Source organism: Sorangium sp. So ce1014, from assembly GCF_051521505.1.
Classification (GTDB): Bacteria; Myxococcota_A; Polyangia; order Polyangiales; family Polyangiaceae; genus Sorangium.
In genome coordinates, this window is sequence record NZ_CP150356.1 from 6,061,928 (window position 1) to 6,081,926 (window position 19,999).

Annotated in this window: 14 protein-coding genes; 4 read left to right on the forward strand and 10 right to left on the reverse strand. The window is 71.1% G+C overall.

From position 1 onward, the window contains the following. Positions 1-55: 55 nt before the first annotated feature. The 3 genes from hutI to WME75_RS22810 form a co-directional block, all read right to left on the reverse strand. Positions 56-1,339, reverse strand: a complete 1,284-nt coding sequence (gene hutI / locus WME75_RS22800; protein ID WP_437494484.1) for an imidazolonepropionase — start codon at positions 1,337-1,339, stop codon at positions 56-58. Next, positions 1,336-2,451, reverse strand: a complete 1,116-nt coding sequence (gene nagZ, locus WME75_RS22805; RefSeq protein ID WP_437494486.1) for a beta-N-acetylhexosaminidase — start codon at positions 2,449-2,451, stop codon at positions 1,336-1,338. The genes hutI and nagZ overlap by 4 nt, the downstream gene beginning before the upstream one ends. A 132-nt stretch (positions 2,452-2,583) precedes the next feature. Then, complete coding sequence (locus tag WME75_RS22810; RefSeq protein WP_437494488.1) at positions 2,584-3,594, reverse strand: zinc-dependent alcohol dehydrogenase family protein; 1,011 nt, start codon at positions 3,592-3,594, stop codon at positions 2,584-2,586. A 237-nt stretch (positions 3,595-3,831) separates the two neighbouring features. On the opposite strand from WME75_RS22810, the gene WME75_RS22815 reads away from it, so the two are divergent. Continuing rightward, positions 3,832-4,884: a CAP domain-containing protein gene (locus WME75_RS22815; RefSeq protein WP_437494490.1), complete on the forward strand. Its 1,053-nt coding sequence runs from the start codon at positions 3,832-3,834 to the stop codon at positions 4,882-4,884. Then, positions 4,881-6,068, forward strand: a complete 1,188-nt coding sequence (locus tag WME75_RS22820; protein WP_437494492.1) for a GspE/PulE family protein — start codon at positions 4,881-4,883, stop codon at positions 6,066-6,068. Before WME75_RS22815 ends, WME75_RS22820 begins: the two co-directional genes overlap by 4 nt. Positions 6,069-6,110: 42 nt before the next feature. Here WME75_RS22820 and WME75_RS22825 read toward each other — a convergent pair whose 3' ends face one another. The 7 genes from WME75_RS22825 to WME75_RS22855 all read right to left on the reverse strand — a co-directional run bounded on the left by WME75_RS22825 (position 6,111) and on the right by WME75_RS22855 (position 16,397). Next, on the reverse strand, positions 6,111-7,502 hold the full coding sequence (locus tag WME75_RS22825; RefSeq protein ID WP_437494494.1) for a GH1 family beta-glucosidase: 1,392 nt from the start codon (positions 7,500-7,502) through the stop codon (positions 6,111-6,113). A gap of 18 nt (positions 7,503-7,520) precedes the next feature. Beyond that, on the reverse strand, positions 7,521-8,576 hold the full coding sequence (locus WME75_RS22830) for an ABC transporter ATP-binding protein (RefSeq protein ID WP_437494496.1): 1,056 nt from the start codon (positions 8,574-8,576) through the stop codon (positions 7,521-7,523). Between the two features lie 2 nt (positions 8,577-8,578). Then, positions 8,579-9,538: an ABC transporter ATP-binding protein gene (locus tag WME75_RS22835; RefSeq protein WP_437494498.1), complete on the reverse strand. Its 960-nt coding sequence runs from the start codon at positions 9,536-9,538 to the stop codon at positions 8,579-8,581. Further along, positions 9,528-10,484 carry an ABC transporter permease gene (locus WME75_RS22840; protein ID WP_437494500.1) on the reverse strand — a complete coding sequence of 319 codons (957 nt, stop codon included), beginning with the start codon at positions 10,482-10,484 and terminating at the stop codon, positions 9,528-9,530. The genes WME75_RS22835 and WME75_RS22840 overlap by 11 nt, the downstream gene beginning before the upstream one ends. Positions 10,485-10,505: 21 nt before the next feature. Further along, the gene (locus WME75_RS22845; protein WP_437494502.1) at positions 10,506-11,483 is read right to left on the reverse strand and encodes an ABC transporter permease; all 978 of its coding nucleotides are present in this window, start codon (positions 11,481-11,483) and stop codon (positions 10,506-10,508) included. Between the two features lie 48 nt (positions 11,484-11,531). Further along, on the reverse strand, positions 11,532-13,256 hold the full coding sequence (locus WME75_RS22850) for an ABC transporter substrate-binding protein (RefSeq protein WP_437494504.1): 1,725 nt from the start codon (positions 13,254-13,256) through the stop codon (positions 11,532-11,534). A gap of 783 nt (positions 13,257-14,039) precedes the next feature. Continuing rightward, a complete protein-coding gene (locus WME75_RS22855) occupies positions 14,040-16,397 on the reverse strand; it encodes a right-handed parallel beta-helix repeat-containing protein (protein WP_437494506.1) in 2,358 nt (785 codons plus the stop codon). Positions 16,398-17,511: 1,114 nt separating this feature from the next. On the opposite strand from WME75_RS22855, the gene WME75_RS22860 reads away from it, so the two are divergent. Then, entirely contained in the window at positions 17,512-18,213 is a 702-nt protein-coding gene (locus WME75_RS22860) for a hypothetical protein (protein WP_437494508.1), read from the forward strand. Positions 18,214-18,443: 230 nt separating this feature from the next. Continuing rightward, positions 18,444-19,985, forward strand: a complete 1,542-nt coding sequence (locus WME75_RS22865; RefSeq protein ID WP_437494510.1) for a Glu/Leu/Phe/Val family dehydrogenase — start codon at positions 18,444-18,446, stop codon at positions 19,983-19,985. Positions 19,986-19,999: the final 14 nt, after the last annotated feature.

Below are 19,999 nucleotides of genomic sequence, written 5' to 3' on the forward strand. Positions count from 1 at the left end.
AGCGCGGCATACGCGCAGGGTGCACGCGCGTCCAGGCTTGACTTGCGGAGCCGCCTCACCCGGCCGCGGCGATGATCTCGCCGTCGCGCAGCACGGCCAGCGCGCGCGGCGCGCCCCAGGGCTGCACGATCGCGTTCTCGTGCGGCAGGTCCCAGACGGCGAGGTCGGCGCGCAGCCCCGGCCGCACGGCGCCGCACACGCCGGCGAGGCCGAGCGCGCGCGCCGCCTCGCGCGTCGCGCCAAGGATCGCCTCGGCGACCGTGAGGCCGTAGAGCCGCACCGCGAGCGCGAGCGCGAGCGGCAGGCTCTCGGTCGGCGCCGTGCCGGGGTTCGCGTCGCTGCCCACGACGAGCGGGACGCCGGCGGCCCGGAGCGCGGCGACGGGCGGCGGCTCCTGCCGCAGCGTGAAGCTCGCCACGGGCAAGAGCGCCGCGGCGACGCCCGCCCGGGCGAGCGCCGCGATGCTCGCAGGCGCGACGTGCTCTAGGTGGTCGGCCGATGCGGCGCCGAGCTCGGCCGCGAGCTCGGCGCCGCCCACGTCCGCGAACTGCCCGACGTGCACGCGCACGCCGAGCCCCAGCGCGCGCGCGCGCTCGAGCACCGGCCGCGCCTCGTCCACCGAGAATGCGCTCCGGTCGATGTACGCGTCGACGTAGCGCGCGAGGCCGGCCGCGGCGATCGCAGGCAGCCACGAGCGCGCGACCACGCCGGCGTAGGCGGCGCGATCGCCGCCCGCCTCCGGCGGGAGCGCATGCAGGGCGAGGTACGTCGGCACGACGCGGGGCAGGCGCGCGTCCCTCCCCGCCTCGGCGACCGCCTCGAGCTGCTTGCGCTCCGAGGCCTCGTCGAGGCCGTAGCCGCTCTTCGCCTCGACGGCGGTCACGCCGAGCGCCGCCATCCGGCGGAGGCGGGCGCGGAGCGCGCCCGCGAGCTCGCCGGCGGTCGCGGCGCGCACCGCGCGCATGCTCGCGACGATGCCGCCGCCCGCTGCGGCGATCGCCTCGTAGTCGCCGCCGGCCATGCGGACCGCGTACTCCGCGTCCCGCGAGCCGACCCACGGCGCGTGCGTGTGGCAGTCGACGAGCCCAGGCGTGACGACCCCCGCGGCCTCGATCGCGACCGGGACGCCGGCCCCGGGCCGCAGCACCTCGCGCCGCGGCCCGACCGCCTCGATGGCGCCGCCCCGCACGACGATCGCGGCGTCCTCGATCACCCCGAGCGGGTCGCCGGCCGAGGCGCGGGACGGGTCGCACGTGACGAGCCGGCGCGCGGTGACGGCGAACGCGCGATCGGGGCGCTGCGCGGGCTCCCCCGGCGCGGCCCCCGGCGGCGCGGTCACGTGGCCGCCCCGGCGGCGAGAGCGGCGCGCGCCCGCTCGATGTCCGCGAGCACCGCCCTCGAGGCGGGCCCGCCGACGATCTCGGCGAGCGCCGCGGGCGAGGCGACCGGCCGCGGCGGGCACCGCCGGCGCAGCCCGAGGCAGCGCGCGGCCGCCTCGACGCAGCGATCGCGGAAGCTCGGATCGCGCTCGGCCCTGCGCACGAGCGCCTCGTGCGCGCGGTCCTGCAGGTCCTCGTCCTTGCAGACGAGCAGCGCGTCGCAGCCCGCCGAGATGGCCGCGGTGGCGGCCTCCTCGATCGGGTGATGCGCCGCGATCGCGGCCATCTCGAGGTCGTCCGAGAAGAGCACCCCCTCGAAGCCGATCTCGCCGCGAAGGAGGCCGGTGCAGATGGATCGGGAGAGCGTCGCCGGCACGCCGGGATCGAGCGCCTCGACGACGATGTGCGCCGTCATCAGCGATGCGACCCCGGCGCGCGAGGCCGCGCGGAACGGCGGCAGCTCGATCTCGTCGAGGCGGCCGCGGCCGTGGGCGAGGGTCGGGAGCGCGAGGTGGCTGTCGAGCGCCGTGTCGCCGTGCCCCGGAAAATGCTTGCCGCAGGCGAGGACGCGCTCCTCCTGGAGCCCCTCGAGGAACGCGACGCCGCCCTGCGCGGCCGCGCGAGGATCGCGGCCGAAGGCGCGATCGCCGATGATCGGGTTCGCGGGGTTCGAGTCGACGTCGAGCACGGGGGCGAAGTTCAGGTTGATGCCAACGGCCCGGAGCTCGGACGCGACGGCGCGCGCCGCGCGGCGCAGCAGCGGGAGATCCATGAGGTCGCCGAGCGAGCGCATCGGCGGCAGCTTCAGGAACGGCGCGGGCAGGCGGGTGACGCGGCCCCCCTCCTGATCGATGCCGAGGAAGGGAGGCCGATCCGGGCCGCCCGCCGCGGCGAGCGCCGCGCAGAGCCGCAGCGTGGCGTCCAGGTCAGGGACGTTGCGCCGGAAGAGGATCGCTCCACCCCTCCGCCCCTCGGCGAGCGCCCGGAGGTACCGGGCGGGCGGCTCGGCGCCGTCGAAACCGCCCACGATGAGCTGACCACACAGGACCTCGAGCTCCAGATCGAGCTGCACCGTCCACCACCTCTCGCGCGGCCGAGGCGCGTGGCTGGCCGCAGGGTCCGTTCGTAAACGACCTGGGCCGGCGGGGCCACTTTTGAGGGACGCGCCGGAGCGCCCGCGGGAGGGCGCGCCGCGGCCCGCCGGTCAGAAACGGAGCGCGATCTTCCCGAAGTGCCCGCCGCTCGCCATGTGGTCGAGCGCCTGGCGGATCTCGGTGAAGGGGAACACGCGGTCGACGACCGGGCGGAGGCCGCTCGCCGCGATCGCGCGGTTCAGGTCCTCGAACATCGCGCGCGAGCCGACGAAGATGCCCTGCGCGCGGATCTGCTTCATCAGGATGGGGAACAGGTTGAGCTCCGGCGCGCCGCCCGAGAGCACGCCGATGAGGCTCACGCGCCCGCCGATCCGCACCGCGCGGAGCGTCCGGGCGAGCGTGCCCGCGCCCCCCACCTCGATCACCTGATCCACCCCCGCCCCGCCGGTGAGCGAGAGCGCCTGCGTGTCCCAGTCGGGCGTCGTGCGGTAGTTGATCGTCTCCGACGCCCCGAGCGACCTCGCGCGCTCGAGCTTCTCATCGCTGCTCGAGGTGACGAGGACGCGGGCGCCCGCGAGCCGGGCGAGCTGCAGCGCGAAGATCGAGACGCCGCCCGTGCCCTGCACGAGCACCGTGTCGCCCGCCTTGAGGTGGCTCGCCGCGAAGAGCGCGTTCCAGGCGGTCACCGCGGCGCACGGCAGCGTCGCGGCCTCCTCGTCCGTGAGGTGCGGCGGGACCGCGACGACCCCCTCCTGATCCAGGAGCACCTGCTCCGAGAGCACCCCCGGCAGCTCTCCGCCGAGCGCCCCCTTCGTCTTGGCCCAGGAGATCTCCCCGTCGATCCAGCGCTGGTGGAAGATCGGGCAGACGCGATCGCCGGCCTTCACCCGCGTCACGCCATCCCCCACGCCGATCACCTCGCCGACCCCGTCCGACAGCGGGACGAGCGGCAGCGAGAGCTTCGGGTTGTAAAGGCCCTTCGCCATGAGCAGGTCGCGGAAGTTGAGCGACGCCGCCTTCATCCGGAGGACGATCTGCCCGGGCCCAGGCTCCGGATCCGGGAGGTCCATCGGGCGGAGCGCGTCGAGGCCGAACGAACCCTGGAGAGCGAACGCTTTCATGCAGATCCTCCTTAGAGCGGAGGTGCGCTATCTCATGCGAGGTGGACCCGGTCAACGCGCCAGGCGCCGCGCGTCGCGCAGCGCCCGGGAAGCGAGCCAGAGGCCCGGACGGCTTCGCGCGCCGGCGAGGGGCGGCGCCCCCGGGTGCGCGCGCGACAGCGAAGCGCTACCGTCGCGACAATGCACGCGAGCACGAGAAGCACGAGAAGCACGAGAAGAGGACGAGAGACAGGAACGATGGGCCGGGCGCCCAGGCTGGGGCTCATCGCCGCGGGCGCCCACGCGCTCGCGTGCGGCGCGAGCGCCGGGAGGGAGCCGGCCGGAGGAACGCCGGGGGCGCGGGCCGCCGAGACAGCGACGGAGGAGAGCGCGCGCACCTCGGGGGGCGAGGCCTCGGACGCCGAGCCCGGCAGCGGCGGCGAGGCGCAGGCCGCATCCGCGCCGCCCGCGCCGGAGCAGCGGATGACCCGCGCGGAGGCGGGGCGGTACGTGCTCGCGCTGGTGAACCGCGATCGGGCTGCGCACAAGCTGCCGCCCGTCCGGTGGGACGAGACCGCGGCGCGCGCGGGGCGGCGGCACACGGAGGACATGGTCCGCGTGGGCTTCACCGGCCACTGGGGCAGCGACGGGTCGGTCCCGGAGGAGCGTTACACAGCGGCCGGAGGCGACGGCTTCGTCATGGAGAACGCCGGCTGCTTCGCCGACGCGATCCCGCGCGAGGTCGATCCGGATCCGCGCTTCTCCGCGGAGAGCCTCGAGCGGGTCCACCACGCCTTCATGAACGAGAAGCCCCCGGCCGACGGGCACCGGCGCAACGTGCTCACAGCGTCGCACACGTCGCTCGGGGTCGGGCTGGCCAAGGCCAAGGGGTTCGACATCGCCTGCATGGCGCAGGAGTTCGTCGACGACTACGGCACGTACCAGAAGCTGCCCAGGCGGGCGCAGGTCGGCGAGGTGATCCAGGTGGCCGGCGAGGTCCGCGCGCCGGCGAAGATCGCGGGCGTCGGGATCTCGCGGATCGAGCCGGGCAAGCCGATCCCGCCGGAGAAGCTGCTCAGGATGGGCGGGTACGCGATCCCGTCCCCCTACGCGACGTTCTTCCCCAGGGGCTTCAAGACGCCTATTCCTCTTCAGGTGACAGGCAATCGATTCGACATCGATGTCCCGCTGAACGACCGCAGGCGGCCCGGCCTCTACGGCGTCAGCGTCTGGGCGACGTTCCCCCCCTCGAACGAGCTCAAGATGGTCTCGCTCCGCATCATCGACGTCGGCAAGGGAGGCGCGCGGTGAACCACAGCCGCCCCCCGGCGTCGTCGTCCGAGGATCTCGACGCGGTCAAGGTGCTCGATCACCTGGTCCGCCGCGCGGTCTCCATGGGCGCGAGCGACATCCACGTCGAGCCGAAGCGCGACAGCATCCGCGTGCGCTACCGCGTCGACGGCGTGATGGTCGCCCAGGGCCAGATCCCGATCGAGATCGGGCCGTCGCTCACGTCGCGCGTGAAGGTGCTCGCGCGGATGGATATGACCGAGCGGCGCCTGCCGCAGGACGGCCAGTTCGGCCTGGAGCTGCACGGGCACCCGCTCATCCACCTGCGCGCCTCGACGTTCCCCGCGATCCACGGCGAGACGCTGGTGCTGCGCGTGCTGCTCAGCCACCAGCTGATCGCGCTCGAGAAGCTCGGGCTCTCCGAGGGCGACGTGCCGCGGCTCCAGGGGCTCGCGGAGCGCGCTTCGGGGCTCATCGTCGTGTGCGGGCCGACCGGCTCGGGCAAGACGTCGACGCTCTACTCGCTGATCAAGGTGATGAAGACCAGCGAGCTCAGCATCGTCACGCTGGAGGATCCGATCGAGGTCGAGTTCGCCGACATCACCCAGGGGCAGACCAACCCGAGGCAGGGCTTCACGTTCGCGACCGGCCTGCGCGCGATCCTGCGGCAGGACCCGGACGTGATCATGGTCGGCGAGATGCGCGACCCAGAGACGGCGCAGATCGCGCTGCAGGCGAGCCTCACGGGGCACCTCGTGCTGTCGACGTTGCACACCTCGGATGCGGTCGACACGGTCGCGCGGCTCGTGGACCTCGGCGCGGAGTCGTGGATCGTGGCGAACGCCCTGCTCGCGGTGATCGCGCAGCGGCTCGTGCGGCGGCTCTGCGAGGAGTGCGCGGAGAAGTACGAGCTCGAGACCGCCGTGACGGACGAGGAGGAGCAGATCCTCATCGAGAAAGGCACCGAGCTGAAGCGCGGGGTCGGGTGCCAGACCTGCCACCTGACGGGTTACCGGGGCCGGATCGGGCTCTTCGAGATGCTGGAGCTCGACGACGACCTGCGGGATCTCGTGAAGGCGCGGGCCGGGAAGCGCGCGTACCGGGACGCCTCGCGCAAGGTGGGGCTCGTGCCGCTCCGGCAGGCCGGGCTCACCAAGGTGAAAGAGGGCGTCACCTCCCTGGACGAGGTGCTCCGCGTGACGTGACGGCCGCTGGCGTGGCGCGCTGCGTGCAGCGCGCGCCGCCGGTCAGGTGGCCTGCGAGGCGCCGTCGTCGACGGCGTTGGCGGCGATGACGCCCTTGTACCAGAGCGCGCTGTCCTTCGGGATGCGGCGCTGCGTCTCGTAGTCCACCCAGACGATGCCGAACCGCTGGGAGTAGCCGCGGTCCCACTCGTAGTTGTCCATCAACGACCACACGAAGTACCCGGCGAGCGGCGCCCCCGCGTCCATCGCGCGCCGCGCCGCGACGAAGTGCTCGCGCAGGAACTGCAGCCGCTGCTCGTCCGGGATGCGGCCGTCCTTGTCGGGCCCGGTCGAGTAGGCCGCGCCGTTCTCCGTCACGTAGAGCTTGGGCACCCCGTACTCCACGTGCAGCCGGATGAGCAGCCGCCGGAGCCCGTCCGGGTACACCTCCCAGCCCATCTCTGTCTGCTCGGACGCGGGCGCGACGCGCTCCGTCCTCGGCAGGTTCTGCTCCTCGGGCACCTTGCTGCTTCGCAGCACCGCCCGGGAGTAGTAGTTGAGGCCGAGGAAGTCGCACTGCGTCGCGATGATGTCGAGATCGCCCGGCTTGCACACGGTCAGCCCCTCCGGCGGGAGGTGGCCCAGCGCGATGTAGTCCGCGATCATGTCCGCCGGGTAGTGCCGGCCGTACAGCGGATCGAGGAACCAGCGGCTGAAATACCCGTCGTAGTGGCGGGCCGCGTCGTAATCGGCGGCGCTCGGCGACGCGGGCATCGCGTAGTTCATGTTCAGCGTGATGCCGACCTCGGCGCCGGGGACGTTCTTGCGCAGCACGGGCACCGCGAGGCCGTGCGAGAGCAGGAGGTGGTGGCTCACCGCCAGCGCCTTGCCGAAATCGCGCATGCCCGGCGCGTGGATCCCCTTCTCGTAGCTGAGGAACGCCGTGCACCACGGCTCGTTGTGGGTGATCCACTTCTTGACGCGATCGCCGAGCCTCCGCGACACAACGTCGGCGAACTCCACGAACGCATCGGCCGTCGAGCGGTGCTGCCAGCCCCCGACCTCGTCCTGGAGCACCTGCGGCAGGTCCCAGTGGAAGAGCGTCGCGTACGGCTCGATCCCAGCCTCGAGCAGGCCGTCCACCAGCCGGCTGTAGAAGTCGAGCCCCTTCTGGTTCACCGCGCCCCGGCCGTTCGGGAGGATGCGCGGCCACGCGATCGAGAACCTGTAGGCCATCAGGCCCAGGCTCTTCATCAGCGCGATGTCTTCAGGCCACCGGTGATAGTGCTCGCACGCGATGTCGCCGTTGGTCCCGTCCGTGATCTGACCGGGCGTCTTCGCGAAGCGATCCCAGATCGACTCGCTGCGCCCATCCTCGCTCGTGGCACCCTCGATCTGGTAGGAGGACGTCGCTGCCCCCCAAACAAACTTGTCGGGAAATCTCAGGGACGACATGTTCTCTCGCGATTCTCCTTAGACAGATACGGCCTCGGCGGAGGCAGGTACCTTGCGCTCGTACTGCGCGGAGGGAGCGACGGAACCGGGCGAGTAGAGGTGGCAGCGGACCCAGTGCCCCGAGCCAACGTCGACGGCCGCCGGCATCTGCTCCCGGCACGCGTTCATCACGCTCGGGCAGCGATCGGCGAAGGGGCAGCCCGGCGGCGGGTTGACGAGCTTCGGCGCACCGGAGCGGGCCGGGAGCTCGCCGCGGATCGAGCCGTTCGGGTCCGGCACCGCCGAGAGCAGGAGCTTCGTGTACGGGTGCGCCGGCTGCTGCATCAGCTCCTCGCTCGGCGCGCCCTCCACGATGTGGCCGGCGTACATCACCATCGTGCGATCCGCGACGTAGCGCGCGCTCGCGATGTCGTGGGTGATGTAGAGGTACGAGATGCCGCGCTCCTCCTTGAGCTTCTCCATCAGGTTCAGGACGCCCATGCGGATCGAGACGTCGAGCATCGAGATCGGCTCGTCCGCGAGGATCACGCTGGGATCCACCGCGAGGGCGCGGGCGATCGCCACGCGCTGCCGCTGGCCGCCCGAGAGCTGGTGCGGGTACTTGACCGCGACCTCCGCAGGCGGGTTGAGATCGACCGTCTTGAGGAGCGCGTGCACCTTCTCCCGGAGGATCGCGGCGTTCGGCGCCTTGTTGTGGAGCAGCAGCGGCCGCTCCAGGTGGTAGCCGATCGAGTGCACCGGGTTGAGCGAGCCGAACGGATCCTGGAAGATCATCTGCACCTGCCCGCGGTAAGCGAGCGAGGCGCGGGTCGGCTCTTCCTTCAGCACGTCGCGACCCTTGAACAGGATCTGCCCGCTGCTCGGGGGCATCAGCCGCGCGAGCAGCCGTGCGATCGTGCTCTTGCCGCTGCCCGACTCTCCGACCAGCGCGATGACCTCACGCTCGGCCAGCGAGAACGAGGCGTCGTGCAGCGCCCGGAGCTGCTGCGTGCGTAGCCCGCCGCCGACGGGGAAGAACTTGGCGAGGCGCACCACGTCGAGGACAGGCGAGACATAAGGTTGCGTCATCGTCATCGTCAGTAGAGGTGGCAGGCGCCGCGATGCTCGGGCGCGATTTCACGGAGGGCCGGCTGCTCGGTCTGGCAGGTCGCGAAGGCTTGCGGACACCGGGGATGGAAGCGGCAGCCGGACGGCGGGTTGCGCATGTCGGGCGGCGTGCCCGGGATGCCCTGCAGCCTGCGGCGCGGGCCCCGGACCGAGGGGAACGACCCGAGGAGCCCCTGCGTGTACGGGTGCTTCGGATCGCTGAAGAGGTCCTTGGCGCGGGCGGTCTCGGCGAGCTTGCCCGCATAGAGGATGGCGATGCGCGTGGAGAACTCGGCGATGAGCGAGAGGTCGTGCGTGATGAAGAGGATCGAGAAGCCGAGGCGCTCCTTGAGCTCGGCGATCTGCTGCAGGATCTCCCGCTGCACGACCACGTCGAGCGCCGTCGTGGGCTCATCCATGATGAGGAACGGCGGCTTGAGCGCCATGGCGATCGCGATCACGACGCGCTGGCGCATGCCGCCCGACAGCTGGTGCGGGTAGCTGGTCAAGCGCGTCGGGTCGATGTTGACGAGCTTGAGCAGATCGGCCGCGCGCTCCATCGCCTGCGCCGGCGTCACGCGGTCGTGCGCGATGATCGGATCCGCGATCTGATCGCCGATCGTCAGCACCGGGTTGAGCGCGTTCATCGCGCTCTGGAACACCAGCGCCACCTTCCGCCAGCGGAACGCGCGGAGCTGCTCCTCGTTCATGGACAGGACGTCCTGCCCGGCGAAGTACACGTGCCCGCCCGTGATGACCGCCGGCGGCCGGAGAAGGCGCATGATGGCCTGCGCCACCGTCGACTTGCCGCTGCCCGACTCGCCCGCGAGGCCCAGCACCTCGCCCGGGGCGATGTCGAAGGAGACGTTGTCGACCGCGCAGACCGGACCGGCCGGGGTCATGAACTCGACCCGGAGATCCTGAACCGAGAGAATCGGACTAGGCGCCATGAGCCCTCACTACCGGCGTGGACGGACCTGCCGCGACGTTGCGGCTCTTGAGCAGGCGCGACCAGGACCCCTCCGCGCGGAGCCGCGGATTCGAGATCTCGTCGATCGCGTAGTTGATCAGCGTGAGCGCGAACCCGACGAGCGCGACGCACACGCCCGTGGGCACGATGGTCCACCAGGCGCCCGTGAGGAGCGCGGCGTTGTTGCTTGCCCAGTAGAGGTTCGTCCCCCAGGTCACGGCGCTGAGGTCGCCGAGCCCGAGGAACTCCAGGCCGACCTGCGCGCCGATCGCGTAGACCGTGGCGCCGATGAAGCCGGACATGAGGAGCGACGTCATGTTCGGCAGGATCTCGCGGAAGATGATGCGCGCGCTGCCCTCGCCGCTCACGAGGGCGGCGGAGACGAAGTCCTTGTCGCGCAGCGCGAGCACCTGCGAGCGGAGCACGCGCGCGTTCCACGCCCAGCCCGTGAGGACGAGGACGAGGAGGATCGTCATCGGCCCGGCCGGCAGGTAGGCCGCGATGACGACGGCCATCGGCAGGCCGGGGATGATCAGGAACACGTTCGTGAGCAGCGAGAGCACGTTGTCGACCCAGCCGCCGAAGTAGCCTCCGGCCATGCCGATCGTCGCGCCGATCGCCATCACGGCGAAGCCCGTGGCGAAGCCGACGGCCAGCGAGGTCCGCGCGCCGACGATCGTCTGCGCGAGCACGTCCTGCCCCTGGCCCGTCGTGCCGAAGAGGTGCTCGGCCGAGGGCGCCTCGTGCGGCATGCCCACGAACGCGTGCGGGTCTTGACCGACGAGCACGGGGCCGAGCACCGAGAGGAGCAGGAAGAAGAGCACGATGAGCGTGCCCACCATCGCCTTGCGATTCGAGAGGAGGAGGCGGATCCACCCCGCCGAACGGGTGGCGCTGCCCCCGCTGTTGCTTTGTTGCGCAGCCATCGCTTCTCCTGGACCGAGCCCTCAGCGCCCTCGGGCGCGGGGATCAAGAAACACGTAGACGACGTCGACCAAGAAGTTCGCCCCCAGCACGGCCAGCGTGATGGTGAGGAAGATCCCCTGCATGAGCGGATAGTCCTGGTTACGAACAGCCTGGATGAGCAGGTAGCCCTGACCCGGATACGAGAAGACGATCTCGGTGAGCAGCGACCCGGCGAGCACGAAGCCAAGCGCCATGCCGAACCCGGTGACGTTGGGCAGGAGCGCGTTCCGCGCGGCGTAGCTGAACATGACCCGCCACTGGGAGAGCCCCTTGGCCTGGGCCATCGTGATGTACTCCTCGGACAGCACGGTGACCATCGCGCTGCGCATGCCGAGCATCCAGCCGCCGATGGTGGCGATGACGATCGACAGGGCGGGCAGGACCATGTGCGACAGCACGCTCCCGATGAACTCGAAGCTCCACTCGGGCGAGAGCGTGTCGCTGTAGGCGTGGCGCAGCGGGAAGGCCCCGAGCACGAAGCCGAGGATGTAGAGCGCCACCATCGCGAGCCAGAAGTACGGGAACGCGCCGAGGAACATCAGGACGGGCGGCATGACCGAGTCGAGCCAGCCGCCCCGCTTCCACGTCGCGACGATGCCGAGCAGCGTCCCCAGCGCGAAGCTGACGAGCACGGCGGCGCCCGACAGGAGCATCGTCCAGCCGAGCCCCGTCGCGATGACGTCCGTCACCTTCGCGGGGAAGTGCGCGATCGACAGGCCGAGATCGCCCGTCAGCGTGTGGCGCAGGTAGGTGATGTATTGCATGTAGAGCGGCGCATCCGTGAACCCGAACGCCTTCCGCAGCGCGTCGATCGCTTCCGGCTGAAGCTGCCCGCGGAAGCGCGCGAACATCGCCGTGGCGGGGTCGCCCGGCATGAGCCGCGGAATGAGGAAGTTCAGGGTGAGCGATGCCCACGCCGCGATGAAGTACAAGCCCAGCTGTCGAAGAAGGTAACGCACAGAAGCTCTCTCTTCTAACCTGCTCTCCGGATCAGATCACGCCCGATGTCACTTCGGCTTGAGCTCGGTGAGGACGAGCAGGTACTCGGGCGGGTTGTTCGGCGACAGCTTCGCGTACGGGTTCTCCTTGCTGGGGAACCCGGTGAAGCGGCGGGTGTTGAACTCGCCCCAGGACGGCCCGGGGAACAGCGGGATCGAGGGCGCCGTCTCGGAGAACGTCTCCTGGAGCTGCTCGATGAGCTTCTTCTGCTCCGCCGGATCCGTCGCGGCCTCGAACGCCTCGAACAGGCTGTCCGTCTGCTTGGCGCCGAAGCGGTGCCAGTTGCGCGCCGACGACTCGCCGACCGGCTTCACGGTCGCGGTGCCGATGAGGTCGCGGTAGAAATTGTAGGGCGTCGGCTCCTCGTTCGACCAGCCCATCGACAGGTCGAAGGTGCCCTTCTGGAGCGCCTCGAAGAACGCGCTGAAGTCGTACGTCCTCAGCGAGGCCTCGACGCCGATCTGCTTCACCTGCTGCGTGACGATCTGCGCCGCGCGCACCCAGTCGGACCAGCCGGTGACGACGTTGATGTCGAAGCGCAGCGGCTTCCCGTCCTTCGAGCGGATGCCGTCCGGGCCCTTGGCGTAGCCCGCCTCGTCGAGCATCTGGTTCGCCTTGGCCAGGTTGAACTTCACCCAGTCGCCGCCCTCGACGACCTTCTGGCTGCGCCAGCGCTCGTGCGCGTCGCTGAGCGCCGTCGCGTCCGCCGGCCGCGTGTAGTTGTTCATGGCGACCTTGACGATCTGATCGCGGTCGAGCGACATGCTGATCGCCTTGCGCACCCGGACGTCGTCGAGCGGCTTCTTCGTCGTGTTCGTGTAGACGAACACGGTGCTGCCGACGAGCGGGAACCAGTAGTGGTGATTCGCCGGGTCCTTGCCGACGTAGACCTTCTCGATCTCCGGGACGAAGTTGCCGGCCCAGTCGACCTCGCCGTTCAGGAGCGCCAGGTTCGCCTGGTCGTTGCCCGGGTAGGCCGGGAAGCGGAGCCCCTTGATCGCGGGCTTGCCCTGCTGCCAGTAGTTCGGGTTCCGGCCGAGCTCGTAGATCTGGTTCTGGAAGGTCTTCACCTCGGTGAAGGGCCCCGTCGCGACCGGGTTCTCGTTCGTGAACGTGACCGGATCCGTCACGTCCTTCCACTTGTGCTCCGGCACGATCGGCTGGTGCCCGAGGAAGACGAGCCCGGGGACATACGGCCGCGTGAGCGTGAACTCGACCGTGGAGTCGCTCTTGGCCTCGACCGCGGTCAGCCACTTCCAGACGCCCTGCAGATCGAGGGCCGCGTGCTTCTTCAGGAGCCCGAAGGTGAAGGCCACGTCCTTCGCCGTGAACGGCTGGCCATCGGACCACTTCACGCCGGGGCGCGTCGTGAAGGTGAGCGTCTTGTTCCCGTTGCTCCACTCGTACTTCGAGGCGAGCCAGGGGGTGAACTCGCCCTTCATCGTGTTGTAAACGAGGAGCGGCTCGTAGATGCCAGCGACGGTTGGCCAGCGAACGTTGCCAGAGGCCAGCAGAGGATTGAAGTTGCGCACCCACGACGCTTGCTGCTCGATCGAGACGGTGAGGAAGGTGTCCGCAGTCGTGGGGTTCTTGCCGGTCCCCTGAGCGCCCGGGGCCGTGCCGCCCGCCGGGTCCTTCTTCGCATCGGACTTCCCGCAACCTGCCGCGGCGCCGACCGAAAGAAGCAACGCCGACAGAACCAAGGTTCGACGCGGCAACAACCAGTTCCTCATGAAATGCTCCTCAAGCGGGGCCCTCGTGGACACGCCCGAGCGCCCACCGTCCCTCTCCCATTCAATTGATCTTCCTGGAAGCCGCCACGTGACAGAGCGACTCGCCGGAGCCCGACGCGCGCAACGCAGCGCACCATACCGGCATCCAGACGTCGGCACTGTAGCCGTCTTCGCACAGCAGTGTCAACGGGGATTCGAGGTCGCTACCAAGTTCGCACACCGCTCACTCAGGCGCGTTTTCAAGGGAGATGTCGTGGCGCGTCATGTCTCGCGGCGGCAACTCCGTCTCATGGTGTCATCGCGCGTCATGACGGCTGAGGGCTCCGGCACTGACGCTGTTATTTTCTTCGTTCACAGCAAGGCAAGGAGGCAGTCGATGACGCATCGTTTCAGAGAGCGGCCGGAGCACGTCTATACAGACGTCCGTGAGCGATGACAAGACCAGATTTTTCGGTCTCGTTCGAGTGTGCGGACGGGCACTCTCGAAGGGGCGAGGTGCTGCGCTCGCCCAGCGCTGGCGGCAGGGAGATCGTGCGCGGCGCGCGCGGCGCGATGCGGGCGATAGGCCGGTGCGCTGAGGGTCAATCCGGGGCTGGCGACTCTACGCGTGGAGCCCTGATCCCCGCGGTCGTAGCCCTGGAACCCAGGTAGGTACCACGTGTCGGGGAAGATTCCAATCCATGTCCGTAGGGTTTCGTACGGGCTCGTACGGGTTTCGTACGGGCTCGTACGGCGCCTTCGTTTCGTGCGACGGGGCGGGGGGCGTGGTCGAGCGGGCGCGCCTCACGGAAGCGGGGGAGCGAGCGCTGGCACGCGGAGGTCGGCGCCAAAAAGCTCGTCTGCCGCGCTGTTGCCGGTGAACGCGTTCTCGCTCTCCTTCTTCAGCTGGGGCGCAGGCGAGCCCTGCACGACCAGCCCGAAGCGGTTGTCCGAGGCGCGCACCCGGGAGAGGCGACCCGAGCTCCGGTCGTACAGGATGCCGGCCCGCGCACAGCCGGCCACCCGCACGTCGTCGAGGGTGGCTGTGGACCCGGCGAGCACCAGGACGCCGTCGGCGACGAGGTCGTCGCGCCGCGCGCCCTTCCCGACTCCGCCGTCGCCGGTCACCCCGTCGACGACGGTCTGTGCGATCTCCGCCTCGGCGGCGAACAGCGCCACGCCGGCCGTGCGGCTCGCGCGGACGAGGGACGAGGCGAGCCGGAGCTGATAGCCCGCGGCGGCGACACCGATGCCGGCGCCCCGGTCGCTCGCCTCGCCGCCCGAGGTGTCCTCGATGAGGTCCCCCGTGATCTCGACCTTGCCGCCCGGGAACTCCGCGCCGGCGAGGACGCCGACGGAGCGGTTGCCGCGGATGACATTGCCCGCGAGCACCGCGGTGGCCCCCCGATAGATGACGATCCCCTGCCCCACCGGCGCGCGACGGTCCGGGGCGACATGCCCTTCGACGAGGTTGCCTGTCACGGTCGCCTCGGACCCGTCATACCCCACCGACAGCCCGGTCCCCTCGTTGTCGCGAATGGCATTCGACGAGAGCGTCACGCGGCCCTCCATCACGGCCACCCCGGCGCCGTCGCCCCAGGCCCCTCCGGCGATCGTCCCCTCGATGAGGTTGCCGCCCGCGACCAGCTCGGCGGCGAGATCGCCCACGTGAACCCCGGTCCCGCGGTTCTGAACGACCGCGCTGTCCTGGAGGCGCATCGCCGCGCCGCGGGCCACGGCGACGCCGAACCCGCCGAGCAGCGACCCCGACGGGGCCGCCACCGTGCCCTTGACCAGGCTCCGCGTCATCGTCGCCGCCGAGCCCTCGCCGATGGCGGCGACGCCGAGCTCCGAGTTGCCGAGGATCACGCTCGAGTCGATCGCGACGCGCGATCCGCTCGCCGCGTACACGCCGATGCCGTAGCTCGGCTCGTGGCTCCCGGGCATCGTCCCCTCGACGAGCACGCCGGAGATCGTCGCCAGGGAGCTCCCCGACGCGACGATCCCCGACAGCCGGTTTCCGATCACAGCCGTGCGCTCGATCGACGCCTCGGCGCCGCCCCGGACGACGATCCCCTCGCCGTCCAGGAGGCGCTCCGACGACGAGGTCCCCTCAATGAGGCTGCCCACCACGGCCGCCGTGGCGCCCACCTCGAGCGCGGCCACGCCCGCGGCGCGGCTGCCCGTCACGGCGCTCTCCTTCACGAACAGCGCGCCGCCGGTGTCCACGGAGGCGCCCATGCCGTCGCCCGCGGCGCCGGAGCGCGTCCCCTCGATCCAGCTCTGCGCGATTGAGAGCCGCGCGCCGTCGCCCGAGAGGACGCCCGCATGGACAGCGCCCTTGATGTGCACGCGCTCGATCGTCACGGCGCTCGCGCCCGTGGCCACCACGCCGGCGCCATCTCCGCCGATCTCGACCCCCCGGAGCGTCACCTCCCCTGCGCCGAGCACGGCCACGGTCGCCGGAGGATGGACGAGCGGGCTCACCCCGCGGAGGCGCACGCGCGAGGCGCACCGGCCGGCGATCGCGAGGGGCCTCGTGATGACGACCGGCTCGTCGTAGGTGCCGTCCGCGAGCGCGATCGTCCCGCCCTCGACGACGAGCTCGAGCGCCGCCTCGAGCGTCGTGACCGGCCTCGCCTCGGAGCCATCGCTGTCCGGGCCGGCGTAGCTCGGGTCGACATACACGTTCCCGGGCGCGCGAGGGGTGTTCCCCCACGGCCCGAGCCCGCAACCGTCGGGGCCATCGACGGACACGCACCCCGCTTCCGGGAGTGCGAACGTGCCTGTCGGGCACTTCGCCATGGCCGGCCGGCAGAGCCCGTCGTCGCCGACGAGCTCGGGAGCGCAGCGCGGGATGCCGGCGGGGATGCAGCCCTCATCGAACTTCGGGATCGTCCCCGGAGGGCATTTCGCCATCGAGGGGTGGCAGAGATCGTCGTCCTCCACGAACAGCTCTGCGCACCCCTGGATGCCCACCGGCATGCACGCGTCCTCGGGCCCGAGGACGTGCCCCCGCGCGCAGCGCGGGGCGACGTGCTCCCCGTCGAGCGCGGCGTCGGAGCTGCGCGAGGGGTCGCTGCACGCCGCGGCGAGCAGCGACAGGACCGCGATACCGGCGATCAGGCAAGACAGACCCGCGCGCGTCGCGCAGAAGCGCATGCAATACCCTCCCTGGACAGCGCGGCCTCGCAGCGCGCCCCGCGAGCTCCCGCTCGCTCCTGGGGCGAACGGCTGCCCGGAGCCCCCACGACAACGGGAGACCGCGTGTCCGGCATGAACCGGCGCTCCGAGCGCCGGAGATCCTCATCGAGCCCGCGGAAAGATGACGAGGACAGCGCCTGAACAGCGCCGCGCGACCCCTTTCAGCGTAATGAATCCTACAACAGGAGATAGCCTCCTGCCAGGCGGAGGCGTCGCGATCGCGCCGACTTTCCCTGCATTGCCGGGGACGTCTGCGCCGCGCTCCTCTCTCCGGCGCGGGCGTGTGAACCCTCTCGGGCAGCGAGGCTCGGGCGCGCCTCCTATCGTGTGGGTCGCACGCTTTCTGTCAACCACGTCGGGCCGCGCCGAGCGCCACCGGGAGGCTCCGCGGAGGAGGCCGTTCCCGCTGCCTCGCGGGGCCGCCGTCCGCGGCTGATGGCCGCGGCGGCGCCGTCGTTCGGGACGACATGGCGAGGGTGCGCAGAGCAAAGCGAGGCTCGGGCGCGCGCCGCGCCGACGCGGTTGCCGCAGAGGGAGCGCCGCTCTGGGCCTCTGTCGGCTCACGTGGGCTGAGCACGGCGTGACCAGAGGACCCGAGGCCCGCGGGCCGTTGCCGCCCATCAGCGATGATGTCGAGTCTCCTCAGCCCTCGATTGCAGAGATCGACCAGGTCTTCGGAAATGCGGTTTGCAGGGCCCGATAAAGCTGCAAGTCGGGTCGCTCTCGTCCCGTCCCGCCGCGCGCCGCGCGCGGGGGGCCCCGCGGCGCGCGTCGACATTTGCCTTTCTCCAGCGCTCGGGAGCCTCCCACATCGGCGCTGCGAGGCGGCGTCGATACGCGCCAGCGCGGCGGCGCTCGGGCGCGATGAAGAGGGGCAAAGCTCCCACCCGGCGCGGATTCAGACAATGCACTTTCGCCGTCGCCGTCCGGCAGCCGCAGAGGGCCGATGCGGCAGGCTCTGCACACGCGCTGTCAGGCACGCAGCCTGCTCTCGACACCGCTCAACATGCCACTGCGGGCCTGACGGTCCTGGCGGGGCATGGAAGGAGGACGGATGGTTAGCTCGATCGATATGAAGATGGCGCAAGCGGTGATGCTCTTTTCCGTGTTGATGACCGGGTGCGCGGTCGACGCGGTGACACCGGAGGAGGCCGACTTGGAGCAGGCCGACGTCGACGTGGCGTCGAGCGAGCAGGCATTGGAGGGGGAGGGAGAGACGGAGGAGACGCGGGGCGGCGGCGTGGTGGGCCCGCCCGCGATCCCGGGCAAGACCGATATCGGCCAGGGGCCGATCAAGGGCCCCGGCGGCCCGGGCTTCGGGCCTCTCGGCCCGGGCGTGGGTGGGCCGTTTCAAGGGCCCCCCATCGGCAAGGGCGGCCCCGTCGGCCAGGCGGATCCCGGGCAGGTCCCGGGCGGTTTCCCGGGCGGCTTCCCGGGCGGCCTCGGCGGCGGCTATCCGGGCGGCTTCCCGGGCGGCCTCGGCGGCGGCTATCCGGGCGGCTTCGGCGGCGGCTATCCGGGCGGCTTCGGCGGCCTCGGCGGCGGCTATCCGGGCGGCTTCGGCGGCGGCTATCCGGGCGGCATCGGCGGCCTCGGCGGCGGCTATCCGGGCGGCCTCGGCGGCGGCCTCGGAGGCGGCTACGGGTGGCCGGGCGGTCTCGGCAGCGGCTTGGGCGGCGGTCTCGGCGGCGGCTTGGGCGGCGGTCTCGGCGGCTCCCCGTACGGCTCCTTCGCCGGCCTGGGGGGGGGCGGGACCCCCGGGGTCTTCCCCTGACCTCATCGCCTGAATTGGCCGGCCACGTTGCCGGTCGAGAACAGCGGTGATCGACGCGACGGGCCGCCGGAACCTCTGCGGGGAGCCGCACCAGCTCCCCGCGCGGCCGGCGGCCCGCCGGTCGATCGACCTGTCGAGATCACGCGCCCGTCGCAGCGGGCTGGCTCGATCGGCGCGCGAGGCCCGCGCGAAAGGTTGGACCCCCGCCGCGGTCGAGGCAGCATACGCGGATGGAAGACGCCCCCCTCCTAGAGCGCGAGCCGGAGACCAACATCTTCGGTGAGTCCATGGCGGTGTTTCACACGGCCGCGGATCTCATCGGCCTGGCTCCCCGCATCCGGCTGGAGCTCGAGCAGCCCGACTACGAGCACATCTTCTACATCACCACGCAGCTCCAGGACCGCCTCGTCCCCTTCCGCGGGGAGGCGACCGCGACCTACGAACGGCTCCCCGCGTCGGTGATCCTGAACCGCGCCGCCGTCACCCCGCTCTTCAACGGCAAGCTCATCCTCCGCCCCGAGGCGCTCCGGAGCGGCTCGATCCACGTGCAAGACGGCGTGATCCGCCTCGCCGACCAGGGGCTTTACCGGATCCAGCCCGGCGAGTTCGTTCGCTTCAAGGCCTATCGGGTCCAGCACAACCAGGCGAGGGGGCCCTACAAGGGCGGGCTCCGCTTCCACAAGGCCGTGTCGCTCGACCTGTTCAACGCGCTCGCCGCCGAGATGACCTGGAAGACCGCCATCGCGCATGTCCCGTTCGGCGGCGCCAAGGGCGGTATTCGCATGGATCCGCGCGAGCACAGCAAGGAGGAGATCGAGGCGATCTCGCTCCGGTACATGTACCGGCTCAAGCAGCTCATCGGGCCCAACGTCGACATCCCCGCGCCCGACGTGGGCACGAACGCCGAGGTGATGGCGTGGCTCCTGCGCCAGTACAGCGACGGCGAGCGCGAGCGGCACAACCACCGCGGCGTCGTGACGGGCAAGGACGTGCGTATCGGCGGCTCCGAGGGGCGCGCCAAGGCGACCGGCCAGGGGCTCGCGTACTGCATCGAGGAGTGGTACGCGCAGCGCGGCGCCTCCCTCGCCGGGGAGCGATTCATCGTGCAGGGCTTCGGCAATGTCGGCTCCGCCGCCGCCGAGATCCTGTGCAGGATGGGCGCCCGGTGCGTCGCGGTCCAGGACTCCGACGGCGCGGTGGTCGACCCGAACGGCATCGATGTCGGCGCGCTGATGACCTACGTCAGCGAGAACCCGCAGAACCTCCGGCGGTCGGTCGCCGGCTACGGCGGGGCCCAGCTGATCGCGCGGGACGACTTCTGGGGCGTCGACGCGGAGATCTGCATCCCGGCCGCGCTCGGCGACGCCATCACCGGCGAGGTGGCCGAGCGGCTCAAGGCGAAGCTCGTGGCCGAGGGCGCCAACCGCCCGACCACGACCGAGGGGGACAGGGTGCTGGCGGAGCGCGGCATCAGCATCATCCCCGACATCATCGGCAACGCGGGCGGCGTGACCGTCTCGTACTACGAGTGGATCCAGAACAAGCGCATGGAGCACTGGACCGAGGGCGAGGTGAACGCGCGGCTCGAGCGCGCCATCAAGAGCAACTACCGCCTGATCTGCGACATCGCGGAGGACCGGCCGCGCCGCACCGACGATCACGACTCGACGAGGCTCGTCCTCGGCAAGCGCCTGCCGATGCGGCTCGCCGCGATGGTGCTCGCGCTCAAGCGCATCGAGGCGCACTACATGCTGGAAGGGTTCTCCCAGTAGGCCGCGCCTCCGGC